Here is an 18,045-nt window from a genome sequence, read left to right as displayed (position 1 = left end):
CAACCCCTTCTCCGAGCATAGGGACGATTCGTGGTCCCGGCCCCTCGGAGGGGTCAGTCGCGGGGCGCGGGGCCGCCGAAGTCGCGCGCGAAGCCCTCGCGGAAGCCGGGCCGCTCCAGGGCCCGCTCGAAAGCCAGTGCGGCGCGTGCGCGTGCGGCCTCGTTCTCCTGGGTGGTGGCGAGTTCGGCGAGGTACGCGCGCAGGCTCAGGCCGCGGTCCGCGGCGAGCACGGCGAGACGGTCGTGCACATCGGTGTCGACCTCGACGGTGGTGGTGTCGGCCATGCTCCGAGTATGGCCGCCCGCCGGCCGGGCGGGGGCCCGTTCGGGAGCCGGGCCGGGAGAAGGGCCGTCACTTCTTCCCCATCAGGGAGTTCTCGGGCGCCAGGACCTGCGCGATGCGCCCGGCGATGGTCTGTGCGGTGTTGTCGCCGGGAGCCTTGGGCCCGACGGTGGTGGAGACCGCGATGGCCAGGCGCTCGCTCGGGAGGTAGGCCTGGATGGCCGCGTACCCCGCGAACGACGGGTTCGACTGGATCCAGCCGTTCTGGACGATCACGCCGTAGCCGAAGTGCAGGGCCGGAAGCTGCCGGAAGCAGTCCCTGGCCGGGCAGCCGGGGGTGTTGCCGCCGAGGCCCACGGTGCCCGGGTCGAGCTGGACCTTGTAGCTCTGCGGGGAGAGGAGCTCGCCGCTGCCCACGGCCTCGGCCGAGCGCGCCAGGTCGCAGATGTGGGTGGTGAGGACCGCGCCGGGGGCGGTGGTCCAGGAGGGGTTCCAGAAGGTGGACTCCTCGTATTTGCCGCGCTCCGCGTCGAAGGAGTGCAGGACGGGCGCCTCGATCTGGGGCGTGAAGCTGTTGACCGTGTTGTCCAGCCCGGCGGGCCCCGTGATCTGCTGCTCGATCACCTTGGCCAGCGGCATGCCGGCGATCTTCTCCAGGGCCTGCCCGAGGAGTACGAAGTTCGCGTGCGAGTAGCTCCAGCTCGACCCCGGCTCGTACCAGAGGGGGTGGGCGGCGGAGATGCCCACCAGCTCGTCGGGCGTCCACTGGCGGAACGGGTCGGCGTACAGGGCGGCGAGGAACTTCGGATCCGGTACGTAGTCGCGCAGGCCCGACGTGGAGGCGCCGAGCATGCGCAGGGTGATCTTGTCGGCGTGCGGGGCGTCGGGAAGCCAGCGCGAGATCGGGTCGTCGAGGGCGGCCTTGCCGTCCTCGACCAGTTGCAGCGCGGCGATGCCCATGTAGACGATGGCGACCGAACCGGCCCGGAAGTGCATGTCCGCCGTGGCCGGGACCCCCGTCATCGACTCGCCGAGCGCGCCCGTGACGACCTCCTGCCCGTCGCGCGTGACCCGCAGCACGACGGCGTTCAGGTCCAGCTCCTTCTGCGCCGCCCGGGCGATGTCCATGATCTGCTTCGCCTCGCCGCCCGAGGGCGCGGGGGAGGCAGTGCACGATGCGGGCGCGGACCCTGCACTGGTTCCTGCACTGGTTCCTGCACTGGTCCCCGGGTCGGTCGCCGCCCAGGCGCCGCCCGCCGGCAGGACCGCGGCGAGCAGCGCGGTGGTGCAGAGCAGCGCCGTCCGGGCGCGGCCCGGGTGCGGGGTCCTGACTGCGGTCATGGCGATCTCCTGCCGCGAAGAGCCCCTCGGGACAAGGCCCACTCTTCGATGGAACGCCCGGCGGGCGCTACGGGCCAGCCGGACCCGCCCGGAGCCGCTCGGGCTCGCCGGTCTAGCCGGCCCAGCGGCCCGTCAGGAAGGTGATCGCGACGACCGCGGAAAGCGGACCCACGACGTACAGGTAGGCGGTCTGGATCCGGGGGCGCCGCAGGCTCCAGGAGGCCAGGGCGATCCACAGCGGCCACCACAGCAGGGTGGAGCGGGGCACGGAGGTGTACCAGTAGGAGGTGCCCAGGGCCCACAGGGTGAGGGCGATGTACAGGGCCTCGGGCCAGCGGCGGCCCCGTACCAGCAGGACCAGCAGTACGACGCCGACCACCATGGCCAGGAGTTCGGCCTGCCACATGAACGCGTACCCGGTGGCCTGGGTGTGGTGGAAGCCGGCCTCCCAGGTGTTGGCCCATGCCTCCCACGGCGCGTGGAAGTCCCGGTACCAGCCACGTTCCTGCGCGTGCTTCCAGGCCATCCAGTCCCCGGTCCGCGTGTGGAGGAACCAGCTGTAGAGGAGCGGCGCGAGGGCGGGCAGGAACAGCCACGGGGCCGCCCGCCAGGCGCGGCGGGTGCGGGCGGTCAGGACGAAGTGCAGGACGAGGGCGGCCGCGAGGAACAGACCGGTGATGCGGACCGAGCAGGCCAGGCAGGCCAGTACCGCGGCCGCCGGCCAGTTCCGGCGCTGCGCCGCCAGCCAGGCGGGCAGCGCCAGGGCGAGGAAGAGCGCCTCGGTGTAGCCCGCGGCGAGGAACACGGCGCACGGCGAGAGCAGCAGGAACGCCACCGCGCGGCGGCCCGCGTCGAGGTCGGGCAGGTGGTGGCGGGCGATGCGGGCGAGGGCCAGCACGGCGACGCCGCCCGCGAGGAAGGAGATCAGCGCTCCGGCCGCGGCCCAGTCGGGGACCACGGTGTGGACGGCGCGCAGGGCGAGGGGGAAGCCGGGCAGAAAGGCCTCCCGGTTGTCCCAGCCCGCCGTCCATGGTCCGGCCCCGTAGGGGAAGTACCCGTCCTGGGCTATGTGCAGGTAGTGCCACCAGTCCCATTGCTGCCAGGCCGCGAGCGGTGAGGCGGCCCGGCGGGTCTCGCTGTTGCTCGGGAACAGCCACCCCACGGCGCCTGCGGTGGCCCAGATGCCGACGCGGGTCAGCAGGTAGAGCCACAGCACCTCGCGGTCGCCCGGGTCCAGCCGCGGGAACGCCGCGCGGGTGCGGCCGGGGCGGCTGACGGTGTCGTGCACGGCCGGCCGGCCGGTGGACGCGTCGGGCAGCTCGGCCGGCTGGGCCGGCTCGGCCGGCCGACTGGGTGTGGAAACGGGCATATCGGGATCTCCTGGCCGTCTGAGGGCGTGCGGAGCCGCCGGCTGTGGTTCGAGCCGGTGTCCGCGGGCGGTGTGCTGAGGGGAGAGACGAAGAAGGGGAGGGAGAGGGGGAGGGGAGGGCGCGGCGCTAGCGGGGCGGAGTGGGGGACATGCTCGGCTCCACGCTTCCGGTGGGCTGGAACGGCGGCGTGGTGCTGCGCGGCGGGGTCATGCTGCTGCTCGGCGGCGTCGTGGCGGTGCTCGCCGTCGTCGTGGTGCTGCTCGGCGGTGCCACGGTGTTCTGCGGCGGCGGCGCGGACGTGGGCGACGGGGCCACGGGAGGGGGTGTGGTCGCCGGCAGGGTCGGGCCCGCGTCCCCCGGGAGGAACGTGGACAGGGCCGCACCGGATCCGGCGAGGACGAACAGGCAGGCGGCAGCGATTCCGACGATCCGGCGCCGCCGGTGCCGTTCGCCGCGCCGCTCGATGATGGAGACGGGCGGGCTCATGGCGGCGGACTGTCCGGCGGAGGCGGCTTCCTGGAACAGGGACCGCAGCGGGTCGTGGCGGTCAGGCATCGGGAGCCTCCTCAATGCGCGGGTCCTGCAGATGACGGGAGAGCGTGACCCGGCCCCGGGAGAGGTGGGTCTTGACCGTGCTCGCGGACAGCGAGGTCTCGGCGGCGATCTGCTCGACGCTCAGATCGCACACGTAGTGCAGCGCCATGGTCCGGCGCTGCTTCAGGGGGAGTTGCCGCAGCGCCTCGACGAGCGCCACCGCCTCCGGACCCGGGCCCTCCACGTGGCCGGCGGGGGCCGTGCGCTGCCAGGCGTCGGCGGTGCGCCGCCGCCCGCGCCAGCGGCTCACGGCGAGCCGCCACGCGACGGTGCGGATCCATGCCTCGGGCCGGCCGTCGCGGTCCAGCTGCCGCCGACGGCCCCATCCGCGGACGAAGGCCTCCTGCACCACGTCCTGCGCCTCGTGGTGGTCACCGAGCATCACGTAGAGCTGTCCTGTGAGCCGTCCCGCCGCTTGCGCGTAGAACTCCTCGAACTCCTCGATGGTCAAAAATCGCTCCCGAATCCATGTGTCCCTCTCACCGGGCATACGCCCGCCGCACCGCATCCGGTCGACACCGGACGACGATTCGTTGTGTGAGTGCCGTCACACGGCAACGGAGGTACTCATCGTGGCGGCGGATCCGGCGAGGGACGGCGGCGGCGCCACCGCCCATCGGGTGGTGCGGATCCGGGCCGGGAGTCGGCTCCGCACCGGACGGTTGCGTCGCGTCCGGCGGGTGCGCGGGGGTCGCGGGGGGTCCGGAACGCCGAAAAAGGGGCCCGCACAGCAGAAGGGCCCGGATCCATGAGGATCCGGGCCCTTCCGAGCAGTAGCGGGGACAGGATTTGAACCTGCGACCTCTGGGTTATGAGCCCAGCGAGCTACCGAGCTGCTCCACCCCGCGTCGGTAGACCTCACAGTACGGCATCGCGGGGGCGGTACTCGACGCATTTACCGGGGGCCGCGCCCGGAGTGTGGGCGAAAGGGCTGAATCTCGCCGCCACGGCGAGATCATTCCCCCTGGTGACAGTGCGTGCAGGCGTGTACCTTCACGGGTAGCTGTCGTGGTTCCAAGTGCCTTGCCCGTGCCCTTTGGTGTGGGCAGTTTTGCTGTGTTGTGCCGTAGGACCAGGGCGATCACCTCCGTCTTCCACGCCGTGTGGAAGACGTACGTCAACGGGAAGGCATGAACATGGCTACGGGAACTGTGAAGTGGTTCAACTCGGAGAAGGGCTTCGGCTTCATCGCCCAGGACGGCGGCGGCCCGGACGTCTTCGCCCACTACTCGGCGATCAACGCGTCGGGCTACCGTGAGCTCCAGGAGGGTCAGGCCGTGACCTTCGACATCACGCAGGGCCAGAAGGGCCCGCAGGCGGAGAACATCACCCCCGCCTGATTCCCGGACGACAGCCCGGCCTGACCGCCGGGCTCCGGAGAACCGTTTCCCTGCCCCGTCCTCGCACGGGCCGCGGAAATGCTCAGGGCCGCGTGGCCACGCCGCGCGGCCCTGAGCCGTTCTCCGCCCGTTTCCTCACCCTGCCGCGGGGGTCTTGACGCGCTGCTGTCCCCATACCCGGATCGCGGCCCCGACCGCGGCGAGGACGACCGTCGCGATCCCGGACGCCGCCAGCACCTGCCGCGGGCCGAGGAGGGCGATCAGCGGGCCGCCGAGAGCGGTGCCCACCGGTCCGGCGGTGAGGAGGGCGGCGCTGCGCGCGGCGAGGACGGTGGTCAGCCAGGCGGCCGGGGTGCGTTCCTGGAAGAGCGTGTAGGACAGCGCGGTGAAGGGGCCGTAGATCAGGCCGCCGAGCGTGAAGCAGGCCAGGGTGACGGGCGCCGACGCGCCGAGGCCGAAGGGCACCAGGGCCAGCCCCCAGCCGGCGACGATCACCAGGGTCACCGGCCAGAGCGGGAACCGCCGCAGGGCCCCGGCGGCCAGCCCGCCCAGCACGGCGCCCGCACCGAACAGCGCCCAGTACAGCCCGAGCAGGCCCGCGCCCGCGTGCAGGTCATCGGTGACGTGCAACGGGAGCGCGACCTCCGCCGGTCCGTAGAGGAAGTTGAAGAACCAGGTCAGGGCGAGGACCCCGAGGAGCTCGGGCTGTCTGCGCAACAGCCGCAGACCGGCGGCGGAACGATCCGCCCCGACCGGCCCGGCCGCACCCTCCCCGTCCCCGCCTTGCTCCCCGTCCTTTCCCGACGGCGCGTCCCGCAGCCGCCCGACCTGGGCGGCGAGCACGGCGAACGACAGGGCGTCGAGGCCGATCAGCCAGGCGGGACTGATCACCGCCGCCAGGAACCCGGCGAGGGCGGGGCCGATGACGATGGAGGCCGAGACGCTCGAGCTGACCAGCGCGTTGGCGGCCAGCCGCTGCTCGGGGGGAAGGAGCTGGGCGAGCAGCGAGTACTTCCCCGCGTTTCCCCAGGCGTGCAGGACGGACGAACCCGCCAGCAGAGCCACGTACAGCACCGGGTGCAGCACCCCCGCCGCCCAGGCCAGCGGCACACAGCCCAGGAGCACCGCGCGGATCCGGCTGTCGGCCACCAGCAGCCGGCCGGGAGGGAGCCGGCGCAGCCAGCGCCCGAAGAGCAGGGCGCCGGCCGCGCCGGGAAGCGCGTACGCGGCGAGCGCGGCCCCCAGGAGCATCCCGGACCCGCCCGGGGGCGCGATCTCGATGGCCAGCCACGCCACCGCGACCACGCTCATCCCGTCGCCGAGATCGGAGGCCGCCAGCGCCGGCAGCAGCCGGCGGATGTCGGGATGGGCGAACAGCGGCCGATAGGCCTGGGGCAGGAGGCGAGTTGTCCGAGCGGGAGTCACCGGGTCAGACTCATGGTTCAAGCGCACTTGAGGTCAAGGGGGAGTGACGGGTGCGACAGCTGGGAATCGGTGAACTCGCGCGGCAGGTCGGGATGAGGCCCTCGGCGCTGCGCTATTACGAGAGCGTCGGCCTGCTGCCCGCCGCCGAACGGACCGCGGGCCGGCGGGTCTACCCGGCCGGCATCGTGCGACGGATCGCGCTGATCAAGATGGCCCAGCGGGCCGGATTCACCCTCGCCGAGATCCGCGACCTGCTCGACGCGGACGCCGAGCGCGGCGCCACCCGGCAGTGGCGGGCCCTCGCCGAGAGCAAGCTCCCCGAACTGGACCGGTTCATCCGGCAGACGCAGATGCTGCGCGACGCCGTCGCCGACTGCCTGGCCTGCGGCTGCATGAACTTCGAGAAGTGCGAGCTGCTTTCCGCCGACGGTCCCGGCTCCTGACCGGCGGGGCCGGCCGGCCGCGCTCAAGGCTCGGCGCAACGTCCCGCTCAGCGCCCCGGTCAGGGCCTCAACGCTCCGCTCAAGGCTCAGCTCAACGCCCCGTGCGGCGCTCCCGTTCGGCCAGCCCGGCCTCGTACGCGGCGATCGCCGCCTCCACCCGGTTGCGTACGCCGAGCTTGCCCAGGATCGCGCTCACGTGGGCCTTCACCGTGCCCTCGACCAGGTGCAGGCGAGCGGCGATCTCGGCGTTGGACAGACCGGCGCCGAGCAGTGCCAGGACGTCGTTCTCCCGTTCCGTCAGCCCCTCCAGAGCGTTGCGCGCGGGCACACCGCCCGCCATCCGCCCGCTGCGCAGTCCGGCGACGACCCGGGCGGCGACCTTCGGCGAGAGGTACGCGCCGCCCGCGGCCACCGCGTGCACACCCGCGAGCAGTTCCCGGGGATCGTCCGCCTTGAGCAGGAACCCGCTGGCCCCCTCACGCAGGGCACGGGCGATGAACTCGTCCTCGCCGAAGGTGGTCAGCATGATCACCGCAGTGCCGGGCAGCTCCCGGTGGATCCGTGCGGCCGCCGCGATCCCGTCGAGCCGGGGCATCTGGATGTCGAGCAGGGCCACGGCGGGCCGGAGCCTGCGCACGGCGTCGACGGCCTCGGCCCCGTCGGCTGCCTCGGCGACGACCTCGATGCCCGGATCCCGCGCCAGGATGGCGCGTACACCGGCCCGGACCATCGCCTCGTCGTCTGCCAGCAGCACCTGAACCACCGGCGCAGTCTAACGGCGCGCTCCGGTCGGGCCGTTCGTCGGGGACCCCCGACGAAAGTAGGGGATCCGATCGCCGACCTGCGAGCGATGCGTGCCGGCCCGGCCGGTTCCTACGGTCGTCACAGCACCGACGACACCGGAGGGACACCCGTGATCACCCTGCGAGGCCTGACCAAACGCCACGGCGACACCGTCGCCGTGGACGGACTGACCCTGGACATCGAGGAGGGACAGGTGACCGGCTTCCTGGGCCCCAACGGCGCCGGGAAATCGACCACGATGCGGATGATCCTCGGCCTGGACCGGCCCACCGCCGGCCGGGCGCTCATCGACGGGAAGCCGTACGCCTCGATGCGCCACCCGATCCGCGAGGTCGGATCCCTCCTCGACGCGAAGGCCCTGCACCCGGGCCGCCCGGCGCGCAGCCACCTGGTCGCACAGGCCCGCAGCAACGGCATCCCCGTGCGCAGGGTCGACGAGGTCCTGGAGACGGTGGGGCTGGCCAAGGTGGCACGCCGAAGGGCCGGGGCGTTCTCGCTGGGCATGTACCAGCGGCTCGGCATCGCGGGCGCCCTCCTTGGGGATCCGAAGGTGCTGATCCTCGACGAGCCGGTCAACGGCCTCGACCCGGACGGCGTGCGCTGGGTGCGCGAGCTCGTCCGGGCCCAGGCCGCCCAGGGCCGTACGGTCTTCCTCTCCAGCCACCTGATGAGCGAGATGCAGCTGACCGCCGACCGGCTCGTCGTCATCGGCAGGGGCCGGCTGCTGGCCGACACCCCCATGGCGGAGCTGCTCGCCGCGAGCGCCTCGGCCTCGGTACGGGTGCGCACCGCCGACCCCGCCGACCTGCGAAGCCTCGCCGACCGGCTGTGCGCCCACGACGGGGTGTCCGTCGAGCCGGCCCGGTCGCCCGGCGGCGGCGAGCAGAACGAGATCGTGGTCAGGGGCAGGACCGCCGGGGAGATCGGCGACCTCGCCCACCGCCTCGGCATCCGCCTCCACCAACTGCACGGCGTCTCGGCCTCGCTGGAACAGGCCTACATGGAACTGACCGAACACAGCGTCGAGTACGCGACCCGGACGGCGAAGGCGTGACCGAGATGACCATCGACAGCCGCACCCACTCCGAGACCCTGACCGGCCCGGACGGCGCAGCCGCCGCTCCGGCTCCCGCGGGCGGCGGCTTCGCCGGCGCGGTCGGCGCCGAGTGGACCAAACTGTGGTCCATCCGCACGCCGTACGCCTGCCTGCTCGTCGGCGTCCTCCTGACGGCGGTCTTCACCTTCTACTACGGCTCGATCGCCCGGATCAACGACAAACCCGTCCAGCCGCTCGGCAACGCCCCGGTCTCCTCCGTCATCCTCGGCCAGTTCGTCGTCGTCGTACTCGCGATGACCGTGGTCACCAGTGAGTACGCGACCGGCAGTGTCCGCACCTCGCTCCAGTGGGTGCCGGTCAGGCACCGCCTGCACCTGGCCAAGGCGGTCGTGGCCGCAGCGGTGTCCTTCGCCGCCGGAGTCCTGTTCGCCGTCCTCGGCATGGCCGTCGCCCGGGCCCCCTTCCGCGGCCACGCGACCTTCGAGCCCGCCAAGGCGCTCTCCCAGACCCTGGCGATGGGCCTGTACTGCGCCCTGATCGCGGTGCTCACCGTGGGGGTGGCCTTCGCCGTGCGGACCGCGGTGGGCACCTTGTCGGCGGTCTTCGGCCTGAGCTCCGCCCTCCCGACCATCTGTACCGGACTGGGCGGCCCCGTCCTCCTGGCCGTGAACGACCTCCTCCCGCAGACCGCGGGCGGTCACTTCATGCTGGCCGACGGCGACGCCCCCTACCCGCCCGCGGCCGCGCTCCTGATCGTGCTGGCCTGGGTGGCCGCCGCCCATCTGACGGGCCGGTTCGTCCTGCGGCGACGCGACGGGTGACAGGCTTGCCCCCCGGTCAGGCGACGCGGCCGGTGACACGGCCCGTGCCCTGACGGCGGCACGGAGGGACCGGACCGGAGCGGGTGGGATGTACGAGGAGGGGGAAGCGCGGGTGGGCGTGAGGATGCGGGGTGCCCGGTGGACGGCCGCGGGCCGGGGGCCGGCCGTGCGTGACGCGGCGCTGTGGGCGGCGATGGCCGGCGCCGGGGTCTACGCCCACCGCGAGGAGGCACAGCCCTCCCCGGTCCTCGGTCTGGTGCTGCCCCTCCTGGTCCTGGCGGTGGCGGTGCCCGTCGGCCGGACCAGGCCCGCGGCGGCCGTGTTCCTCGCCAACCTGGTGGTCGCCTCGGGCCTGGCCCACCCGGCCGCTACGGCGAGCCCCTACCTGCTGGCCCTGGCCGTACTGGCCTACCTCCTCGGCCTCCGGGCGGATCGTGCGGGACCGGCGCTGGTGCTGTTCGGGGCCTGCGCCGCCCTCGACCTCGCGCTGTGCGCCGTCCTCGGCGTCGGCGCCGTCCACTGGTTCTACGCGCTGTCGTTGATCCCCGCGGCCCTCCTCCTGCCCTGGCTGGCCGGTCGCTACCGGCAGGCCAGGCTGGCCCTGGTGCACGAGGGCTGGGAGCGGGCGCGCAGCCTCGAGGAGCGGCAGCGGTCCGTGGCCGAGCAGGCCCGCCTGCGGGAACGGACCCGGATCGCCTCCGACATGCACGACTCGCTGGGCCACGAACTGAGCCTCATCGCCCTGCGCGCCGGCGCCCTGGAACTCTCGCCCACACTGACCGGGCAGGACCGGGCGGACCTCGCCGTACTGCGCGCGGCCGTCTCCGACGCCGTCGGCCACCTCAGGGACACCATCGGAGTCCTGCGCGAGGACACCGAGGGGGAGGAGCCGACGGCCCCGGCCGTGGAGCCGGTGGAGGAACTCGTCGCCCGGACACGGGAGTCCGGGGTCACCGTGCACCTGCGACGGGAGGGACCGGCCCGGGCCCTGCCGCCGCTGGTCGACCGCGGCGCGTACCGCGTGGTCCAGGAGTCCCTGACCAACGCGATCAAGCACGCGCCCGGCAGTACGGTCGACGTCGGCATCGTCCGACGGGCGGACCGGACCGAGATACGGGTGACCAACTCCGCGCCGCCCAGCGGCTCACCGCCCGCGGGCCCGCCGCCGCCCGCCGCGGGGCGGGCCCCCGGGCACCGCGGGCTCACCGGCCTGCGCGAGCGGGTCCTGCTCATCGGCGGAACGCTGCACGCCGCACCCCGCGAAGGCGGCTTCGAGGTCCTCACCCTGCCCGACCAGGTGAACCCGGAGCGCGCGAGAGCCACCGGAGAGCCCCGGGAGGAGAGCGGTTCGCCGGCGTCGCGGCGGCTCGCCGTCGCCCGGAGCGGCGCCCGGCGCCGGTTCGTCGCCGCGTTCGCCGCCCCGGGCGGGTTCGGCCTCGTGGCCCTCGTCTCCTGCGCCTACCTGGCCCACCAGCTGACCGGCTGTGTCCTGCGCCCCGCGGACTTCGCGGCGGCCCGGGTCGGCCAGGACCGGGCAGAGGTGGCCCGGCTCCTTCCGGAACAGCAGTTCCGCTATGTACCGGACGCCGTCCGCGCGCTGCCCGTACCCGCCGGAACCGTGTGCGCGTACTACCGGTCGAACGGCAACCTCCTCGACCGGGTCGACGTCTACCGGCTCTGCTACGCGGGCTCCCGCCTGGCGGCCAAGGACGTGCTGCCGGGCTGAGCGGGCGGGAGCTCCGGCGGATGAGGCATGATCGGGGGATGTCTGATCGCATCATCGCCGCCTGTGACGGAGCGGCCAAAGGTAATCCCGGGCCGGCCGGCTGGGGTTGGGTCATCGCCGACGCCCAGGGACGCCCCGAGCGCTGGGAGGCCGGTCCGCTGGGGCGCGCGACCAACAACATCGGGGAGCTGACCGCCCTTCAGCGGCTGCTGGAGGCGGTGGATCCGGGGACGCCCGTCGAGGTGCGGATGGACTCCCAGTACGCGATGAAGGCCGTCACCCAGTGGTTGCCGGGCTGGAAGCGCAACGGGTGGAAGACGGCCTCCGGGCAGCCGGTCGCCAACCGGGAACTCGTCGAGGCGATCGACCGGCTGCTCGCCGGCCGTGATGTCACCTTCCAGTACGTTCCCGCGCACCGCGAGGACGGCGACCACCTGAACGCGATCGCCGACCAGGCCGCCAGCGACGCGGCCGTCAGCCAGGCCGCCGCGGGTACCGCCCTCGGCAGCACGGACATGCCGGTCCCGGATCCGGCTGCGGCTGCGCCCGCGCGCCGCAAGTCGGCCGCGCCGAGGAAGCGTACGCCCGGATCCGCCGCCACGGGTGGCGGATCCCGGGCCATCAAGGCGAAGTTCCCCGGCAGTTGCCCGTGCGGGAAGCCCTACGCCGCCGGGGACATGATCACCAAGAACGGCAGCCGCTGGGGTCACCAGGCCTGCGGTTCCCTAGGGTCGGTGGACGCGTAGGTACTCCACCTCGTAGGACATCTGCGACACGGCCGGGTCGGGCGCCGGGTGGTAGCGCCCGGCGCACACGGACAGATTGACGATGAGGTACGCCCGCCAGTTGCGCCCGACCCCCCGGCGGTCGGCGAAGACCCGCGTGCCGTTGACCCACCACACGACCGAACGCGTTCCGAACTCGACCTTGAGGTCCACCCAGCCGCCGGGGGCGATCGACCGGTCCCGGTGGTAGCGCGAGCCGCCCTTGACGTGGTTGGAGAGTTCGAGCAGGTCGGGGTTGTCCGGGTGGTACTCGAACACGTCGATCTCGTTGCCGCCGTCGCGCCAGGTCCAGATCGCCGGCCAGGCCCCGATCTCGGCGGGCAGGCGCACCCGGGATTCGAGTACGTCACCGGTCCGCACCATGAACCCGTCGTCGCTGCCCTCGGTGGTCAGCAGTCCCGCGTTCCACTTGCCGTCCGGGCGGCGGGTGGCCCGGAAGGTTCCGGTGCGGCTGTAGGAGGGGTCGGACACCAGGTGGTCGAGTTTGTTGTCACCGGGATTGGTGGGGCCGCCGTTCGGATACGCCCAGGACCGGCCGGCCACCCACTGGGTGACCGACTCGAAGTCCGCGGTGAACACCGGGGCCCGGGCGCTCGCCGGGGCGGCCCGGTCGGGTGCGCCGGAGAAGCGTCCCGTGAGCCGTCGGAACCAAGTGAGAACCTGAGTGAGCACGACGGCTCCTTCCCCTGAGTGGACGCTCCTGGAGCATGCCCGGCCGCGGTGCAGTACATACCGGTGGACCGGTTTGTCTTTTTGCCCGTTCCCGCGCCGGCGGGGCGGGGCGCCCCGGGGCCCCGGATCAGGGCCGTCAACATCCCTTTTCCGTAAGCCAGTTATGCGCCTGCGCAGCGGGGTACGATCCGTGCCGTGGGGGGACAGGTAGATCGCAGCAGAGGGAACGCCGTCCTGCGCGCATGCGGTTGCGCAGCAGCGGGCCTGTTCCTCATCGCCGGATGTACGGCCGACGGCAGCCCGAAGGACGGGGCGGCGAGCCGCACCCCGGCCGCGTCGGGCACACCGTCGGGCCCGAGCGGCGCCGGGGCCGGCACCGCGGCCGCCCCGTCCGGCGGTTCCGGCTCCGAACTGGTGCCCGAACTCGACGAGTCCAAGCAGCCGAAGACGGTCGCCGAGGCCCGCGACCTGCTCGGCCGGATCATCGTCGCCGAGCAGGCCATCGGGCCCGACGTCGTGCGCAGCACGCCGTTCGAGAGCGATCCCGGCCACTGGCCCGTGCTCGACGAGGGCTGCGTCTGGCAGACCGCGAGCCTGCCGCCCGACGTGCTCGCCACGAGCACCCGCTCCTTCCACATCCCGGCCAAGGACGGCCGCGGCCGCGTGCGCATCAATGCCACGGTCACCGTCCACCACAACCGCGAGGAATCCGGCTGGGAGACGGCCCGCGCCATGGAGGAAGTCCTGCGGTGCCCGGGCCAGAAGCTGCGCGAGGGCGAGGAGCTCAAGAACCTGTGGGGCGGCGCCTTCTACCAGGGCGAGCAGATGAACGGCTGGACCGAGGACGCCTTCACCGAAACCGGCGAGTACGTCAGCGCCCGGGACGGCGGCCCCCACCTCTACACCTGGTCCCAGGCCCAGTTCGGACCCGTCACCGTGGCCATCTCCGCCAAGGGCGCGACGGGCATCACCCGGGAAGCCATGAACGCCTTCGTGGTCCAGGGCACCAGCCGGATGATGGTGCAGGCCAAGCAGGAGCTCGGAAAGGCGGCGGGCTGATGGAGCCGCTCCACCCCTCGGACCCCTCCCGGATCGGCGGCCACCGGCTCCTCGGACGGCTCGGCGCGGGCGGCATGGGCGTCGTCTACCTCGGCCGCACCGACGACGGCGCGCTCGCCGCCGTCAAGGTGATCCGCGCGGAGTACGCCGAGGAAGCCGACTTCCGGGCCCGCTTCCGGCGCGAGGCCGACATCGCCGCCGAAGTGGACAGCCCGTGGGCCGTCCGGATCACCGGCGCCGACCCGGACGCCCCCGAACCATGGCTCGCCACCTCCTTCGTCGCAGGCCCCTCGCTCGCCGAGGCCGTCTCGGCCCACGGCCCGCTCCCGCTGCGCGCCGTACGGATCCTCGGCAAGGCCCTGGCCAAGGCCCTCGGGGTGATGCACGAACAGGGCCTCGTGCACCGCGACGTCAAACCCGGCAACGTCCTCCTCGGCATGGACCGGCCCCGGCTCATCGACTTCGGCATCGCCCGCGGCGGTGAGCACACCGTCCTGACCTCCGCGGACGCCGTACTGGGCACCCCCGGGTTCCTCCCGCCCGAGCAGGCCGAGGGGCGCCCCGCCGAACCTGCCGGCGACGTCTTCTCGCTCGGCTGTCTCCTCGCCTACGCCGCCACCGGCCGGCTGCCCTTCGGCACCGGCACCGTGGACGCGGTGCTCTACCGCACCGTCCACGACGATCCCGACCTCGGCCCGCAGGTCCTCGCCGACCCCGAACTCACCGCGCTGCTGCGGACCTGCCTCGCCAAACACCCCGACATCCGCCCCACCGCGCGCGAGCTGGACGAGGCCCTCACCGAGGACACCCCGGGGGAAGGCACCGACTGGCTGCCCGACCCGGTCGTCGCCACCATCGCCGAGCGCGCCGCCGCACTGCTCGCGCTGCCGGGCATCGACGAAACCGTCGCCGACCCGGACGCCGCCCCCGCGCCCGGCACGGCCGCGCCCACCCGCAGACGGTTCCTCGCCCTCACCTCCGGCGGCGCCGTACTCGCCGTCGGCGGCGGCCTGGCCGCCTGGCTGGCCCTGCGCGAACGGGACAAGCCCAAGGGCCCGGCCGCGGACGCCCCGCGGCAGTGGACGATCGGTGTGCACGCCGACCTCTCCGGCCCGCAGAAGGCCGCGGGCCAGGCCCAGGAACGCGGGGTGCGCCTCGCCGTCGACGCCTTCAACGCCCGCAAGGACAAGCCCTTCACGCTCACCGTCGCCGCCGCCGACGACGCGGGGAAGGCCGACCGGTCGGTGGCCGCCGCCACCGAACTCATCCGCAACCGCGACCTGTTCGCAGTGATCGGCCCCACCGGCAACGACTCCGTGATCCCGTGCCTCGAACTGTACGGCGAGGCCTCCGTACCCCTGGTGACCGTCTCCGCACTGGCGACCACCTTCAGCGTCACCGACCGGCGCAGCTTCTTCCAGAGCTGCCCGATCTCCTCCGGCCAGGCCGGCGCGCTCAACCTGCAATTCGCCGGGAAACAGGGCGTCCGCCGGATGGGCATCCTCAGCGACCGCGCCGGCGACACCGACGCCTGGCAGGCGTCCCTGCTGGTGGGCCGCACCATCAACTTCTTCGCGCCCGAAGCCACCTACTACGGGCGGGTCGTCCCGCGCGGTGTGCAGGACCTGGCCCCGGTGGTCACCGACATGCTCGCGCACGGCGTCGACGGCTTCTTCTACACGGGCACCCCGGCCGGCGGCGCCAAGGTGGCCGGACTGCTGGCCGCCGCCGGCTTCAAGGGCCCCCGGGCGGCCGACTACACCATCGCCGGCCCCGAGTTCCTCGCCGCCGCCGGCCCGGCGGCCGAGGGCTGGCAGTTCTTCACCCCGTACACCGGCCCGGAGGCCCCCGAGGTCGCGGAGGTGACCCGCGCCCACCGGGCGGCGTACGGATCGGCCCCCGACATCTGGACGGCGGAGGCCTTCGACGCGACCCGACTGGTCATCGACCGGCTGGTCACCGCCGCGGCGGGCGGTGCCCGCCCGACCCGCGCCGCCCTGCTCACCGCGCTCGCCCAGGGCGCCTACAGCGGCCTGACCAAGGAGTACACCTTCGACGAGAGCCGCCAGGTCAAGGGCAACATCTACTTCATGCACCAGGTGGAGGGCGGCCGGATGCGCTACATGGGCCCGGCCAACCCGCGCACGGCGGGATAACCCGCCGTGCGCCCCCTCACCCCCGCCGATCCGGCCGCGATCGGCGGCAACCGGCTGCTGGGACGCCTCGGCTCGGGCGGCATGGGCACCGTGTACCTCGCCCGGTCCGCCGCGGGCACCCTGGTCGCCGTCAAGGTCATCCGCGCCGACCATGCCGCGAACCCGGACTTCCGCGCCCGCTTCCGCCGCGAGGTGGCGGCCGCCGGGCAGCTGACCGGGCGCTGGGTCGTCCCGGTCGTCGCCGCCGACCCGCACGCGCGCGAGCCCTGGCTCGCCACGCCCTTCGTCCCCGGCCCCTCCTTGTCCGAGGCCGTCGCGGGGTACGGTCCGCTGCCGGTCCGGGCCGTACGGATCCTGGGCGCGCGCCTCGCCGAGGCGCTGGCGCAGGTCCACTCCGCCGGGCTGGTCCACCGCGACGTCAAGCCCGGGAACATCCTGCTCGCGCCGGACGGGCCCCGGCTGATCGACTTCGGGATCGCGCGGGCCGAGGGAGCGGCCACCCTGACCGCCGTCGACGCGGTCCTCGGCACCCCCGGCTACCTGGCGCCGGAGCAGGCCCGGACGGACGGCGCCGTCGCGGGCGCCCCCAGCGACGTGTTCTCCCTCGGCTGCGTCCTCGCGTACGCGGCGACCGGGCACGGCCCGTTCGGCAGCGGGCACGCGGCCGCCGTGGTCTACCGTACGGTGCACGACGAGCCCGAACTCGACGGGCTCCCGGCGCAGTTGCTCGCCCCGGTGCTGGCCTGCCTGGCGAAGGACCCGGCGGCCCGGCCGACCCCGGACGAGCTGCGCACCGTACTCGGCGACGGCCTGCCCGGCGGTGCGGACACCGAGGACTGGCTGCCGCCGCCGCTGCCCCGCCTCATCGCCGAGCGCTCCACCCGGGCCCTGGACCTGCCCGCCCCGGAGCCGACCCGCATCGACGCGCCGCAGCCGCCCGTACGGGGCCTCACACGCAGACGGCTGCTCGCCGCCGGCGCGGGGCTGGCCGCCGTCGGCGCACCGGTCGCCTGGTTCACCACCCGCGGGCGGGGCCGCGGCACGACCGCTTCCCCGGACCGCGAACTCGCCACGCTCACCGTCGCCCTGCAAGCAGATCTGACCGGACCCGGCAAGGAGACCGGCCAGGCGCACGAGCGCGGTATGAAACTGGCCGTGGAGCGGCACAACGCCCGGCCGGACGCGGCGTTCCGGCTGGCCCTGCGCGTCGCCGACGACGCCGGGGACCCCGTCCGCGCCGCGCAGGCGGTCAAGGAGCTGGCCGCCGACCCCGCGGTGGTGGCCCTGGCCGGCCCCACCTGGGACGCGGCCCTGTCCGAGGTGGCCACCGCCTGCGGCGCGGCCGATCTCGCCCTGCTGCTGGTGTCCGCCGACAGCACGGAGACCGCGCAGTCGCAGTGGCGCACCCTGGTCGCCACCCGCCCGGCGGCCGACCAGCTGGCCCTCCCGGTGATCGACTACCTCAGCCGGATCCGGCCCGTCCACCGCACGGGCCTGGTGGAGGACCTCGACGGCGGCGAGCCCGCCTACCCCCTCGTCCGCACCCTCCAGCAGAGCCCGCCCTCGCAGGGCACGGTCAGCGTCCACCGGATCCCGGTGGGCGGCTCCGACTTCGCCGCCACCGCACGTGCGCTGACCGAAGCCCGGGCCGAGGCCGTCGTCTACGCGGGCACCTCACCGCAGCGGGCGGCCGCGATGGCGCGCGCCCTGACCGGGGCCGGATTCCAGGGCCCGCGGATGGGCATCCAGCACGCCATGGAACCGGCCTTCCTCACGGCCGCCGGACCGGACGCCGAGGGCTGGCTGTTCAGCGCCCTCTTCGCCGACCCGCTGGCCGTGCCCGCCGCCGCGGAGTTCGTCACCGCCCACCGCACCGCGTACGGGCAGCCACCCGCCCGCTGGGCCACCGAGGCCTACGACGCCGTGGGCCTGGTGGCCGAGGCCCTGACCGGCCTGGGGGAGGACGGGCGGAGCCGTGCGGGCGTGACCCGCCGGATCTTCCGGACGGTCCACCCGGGCCTGGCCAAGCCGCTGTCCTTCGACTCCAACACCCACGTGCTGACCAGACAGGGCTCCGCCCACCTCTACCAGGTCGTATCCGGCACGTACCGGTACCTGGGCCGCTACACGGAGGTGAAGCCGGCGTCCGCGCCGTGACCGACCGCCGAGC

General features: G+C 73.8%; 17 protein-coding genes and 1 tRNA gene. 9 read left to right on the top strand and 9 right to left on the bottom strand.

The window, feature by feature from the left end; all coding sequences use genetic code 11:
* Positions 1 to 53: 53 nt before the first annotated feature.
* From B6R96_RS01750 to B6R96_RS01725, 6 genes are all read right to left on the bottom strand, one after another.
* Positions 54 to 284 (bottom strand): hypothetical protein, encoded by a 231-nt coding sequence (locus tag B6R96_RS01750; protein ID WP_030384965.1) that lies wholly within the window; start codon positions 282 to 284, stop codon positions 54 to 56.
* Positions 285 to 351: 67 nt separating this feature from the next.
* A complete protein-coding gene (locus B6R96_RS01745; RefSeq protein WP_081521302.1) occupies positions 352 to 1,623 on the bottom strand; it encodes a serine hydrolase domain-containing protein in 1,272 nt (423 codons plus the stop codon).
* Between the two features lie 112 nt (positions 1,624 to 1,735).
* Positions 1,736 to 2,992 carry a mannosyltransferase family protein gene (locus tag B6R96_RS01740; protein WP_081521301.1) on the bottom strand — a complete coding sequence of 419 codons (1,257 nt, stop codon included), beginning with the start codon at positions 2,990 to 2,992 and terminating at the stop codon, positions 1,736 to 1,738.
* 127 nt (positions 2,993 to 3,119) lie between these two features.
* On the bottom strand, positions 3,120 to 3,548 hold the full coding sequence (locus tag B6R96_RS01735; protein ID WP_081521300.1) for a hypothetical protein: 429 nt from the start codon (positions 3,546 to 3,548) through the stop codon (positions 3,120 to 3,122).
* A complete protein-coding gene (locus B6R96_RS01730) occupies positions 3,541 to 4,077 on the bottom strand; it encodes a SigE family RNA polymerase sigma factor (RefSeq protein ID WP_078937704.1) in 537 nt (178 codons plus the stop codon). Before B6R96_RS01730 ends, B6R96_RS01735 begins: the two co-directional genes overlap by 8 nt.
* Before the next feature lie 284 nt (positions 4,078 to 4,361).
* A tRNA-Met gene (locus tag B6R96_RS01725) sits at positions 4,362 to 4,435 on the bottom strand.
* Between the two features lie 288 nt (positions 4,436 to 4,723).
* Here B6R96_RS01725 and B6R96_RS01720 point away from each other — a divergent pair.
* On the top strand, positions 4,724 to 4,927 hold the full coding sequence (locus B6R96_RS01720; protein ID WP_030384970.1) for a cold-shock protein: 204 nt from the start codon (positions 4,724 to 4,726) through the stop codon (positions 4,925 to 4,927).
* 135 nt (positions 4,928 to 5,062) lie between these two features.
* Here the strand turns inward: B6R96_RS01720 and B6R96_RS01715 are convergent, their stop codons facing one another.
* Complete coding sequence (locus tag B6R96_RS01715; RefSeq protein WP_081521299.1) at positions 5,063 to 6,352, bottom strand: MFS transporter; 1,290 nt, start codon at positions 6,350 to 6,352, stop codon at positions 5,063 to 5,065.
* Positions 6,353 to 6,402: 50 nt separating this feature from the next.
* Between B6R96_RS01715 and B6R96_RS01710 the strand changes: the two genes are divergently transcribed.
* Positions 6,403 to 6,795: a MerR family transcriptional regulator gene (locus B6R96_RS01710; protein ID WP_079407509.1), complete on the top strand. Its 393-nt coding sequence runs from the start codon at positions 6,403 to 6,405 to the stop codon at positions 6,793 to 6,795.
* A gap of 91 nt (positions 6,796 to 6,886) precedes the next feature.
* Here the strand turns inward: B6R96_RS01710 and B6R96_RS01705 are convergent, their stop codons facing one another.
* Positions 6,887 to 7,549 carry a response regulator gene (locus B6R96_RS01705; protein ID WP_081521298.1) on the bottom strand — a complete coding sequence of 221 codons (663 nt, stop codon included), beginning with the start codon at positions 7,547 to 7,549 and terminating at the stop codon, positions 6,887 to 6,889.
* Positions 7,550 to 7,708: 159 nt separating this feature from the next.
* Between B6R96_RS01705 and B6R96_RS01700 the strand changes: the two genes are divergently transcribed.
* From B6R96_RS01700 to B6R96_RS01685, 4 genes are all read left to right on the top strand, one after another.
* The gene (locus B6R96_RS01700; protein WP_081524915.1) at positions 7,709 to 8,653 is read left to right on the top strand and encodes an ABC transporter ATP-binding protein; all 945 of its coding nucleotides are present in this window, start codon (positions 7,709 to 7,711) and stop codon (positions 8,651 to 8,653) included.
* Between the two features lie 5 nt (positions 8,654 to 8,658).
* Complete coding sequence (locus tag B6R96_RS01695; protein ID WP_081524916.1) at positions 8,659 to 9,477, top strand: ABC transporter permease; 819 nt, start codon at positions 8,659 to 8,661, stop codon at positions 9,475 to 9,477.
* 166 nt (positions 9,478 to 9,643) lie between these two features.
* Positions 9,644 to 11,203: a sensor histidine kinase gene (locus B6R96_RS01690; protein WP_335755472.1), complete on the top strand. Its 1,560-nt coding sequence runs from the start codon at positions 9,644 to 9,646 to the stop codon at positions 11,201 to 11,203.
* Between the two features lie 38 nt (positions 11,204 to 11,241).
* On the top strand, positions 11,242 to 11,949 hold the full coding sequence (locus B6R96_RS01685) for a ribonuclease H family protein (RefSeq protein WP_081521297.1): 708 nt from the start codon (positions 11,242 to 11,244) through the stop codon (positions 11,947 to 11,949).
* Here the strand turns inward: B6R96_RS01685 and B6R96_RS01680 are convergent.
* On the bottom strand, positions 11,929 to 12,567 hold the full coding sequence (locus B6R96_RS01680) for a family 16 glycosylhydrolase (RefSeq protein WP_053703757.1): 639 nt from the start codon (positions 12,565 to 12,567) through the stop codon (positions 11,929 to 11,931). The genes B6R96_RS01685 and B6R96_RS01680 overlap by 21 nt on opposite strands.
* A 288-nt stretch (positions 12,568 to 12,855) precedes the next feature.
* On the opposite strand from B6R96_RS01680, the gene B6R96_RS01675 reads away from it, so the two are divergent.
* The 3 genes from B6R96_RS01675 to B6R96_RS01665 are packed head-to-tail and all read left to right on the top strand — an operon-like array spanning position 12,856 to position 18,032.
* Positions 12,856 to 13,719, top strand: a complete 864-nt coding sequence (locus tag B6R96_RS01675; RefSeq protein ID WP_081521296.1) for a hypothetical protein — start codon at positions 12,856 to 12,858, stop codon at positions 13,717 to 13,719.
* A complete protein-coding gene (locus tag B6R96_RS01670) occupies positions 13,719 to 15,875 on the top strand; it encodes a bifunctional serine/threonine-protein kinase/ABC transporter substrate-binding protein (RefSeq protein ID WP_081521295.1) in 2,157 nt (718 codons plus the stop codon). The genes B6R96_RS01675 and B6R96_RS01670 overlap by 1 nt, the downstream gene beginning before the upstream one ends.
* A 6-nt stretch (positions 15,876 to 15,881) precedes the next feature.
* Positions 15,882 to 18,032, top strand: coding sequence for a bifunctional serine/threonine-protein kinase/ABC transporter substrate-binding protein (locus B6R96_RS01665; protein ID WP_081521294.1), 2,151 nt, complete (start codon positions 15,882 to 15,884; stop codon positions 18,030 to 18,032).
* Positions 18,033 to 18,045 lie beyond the last annotated feature (13 nt).

Source organism: Streptomyces sp. Sge12, assembly GCF_002080455.1.
GTDB lineage: Bacteria > Actinomycetota > Actinomycetes > Streptomycetales > Streptomycetaceae > Streptomyces.
This window is presented reverse-complemented; position numbering and strand designations above follow the sequence as displayed.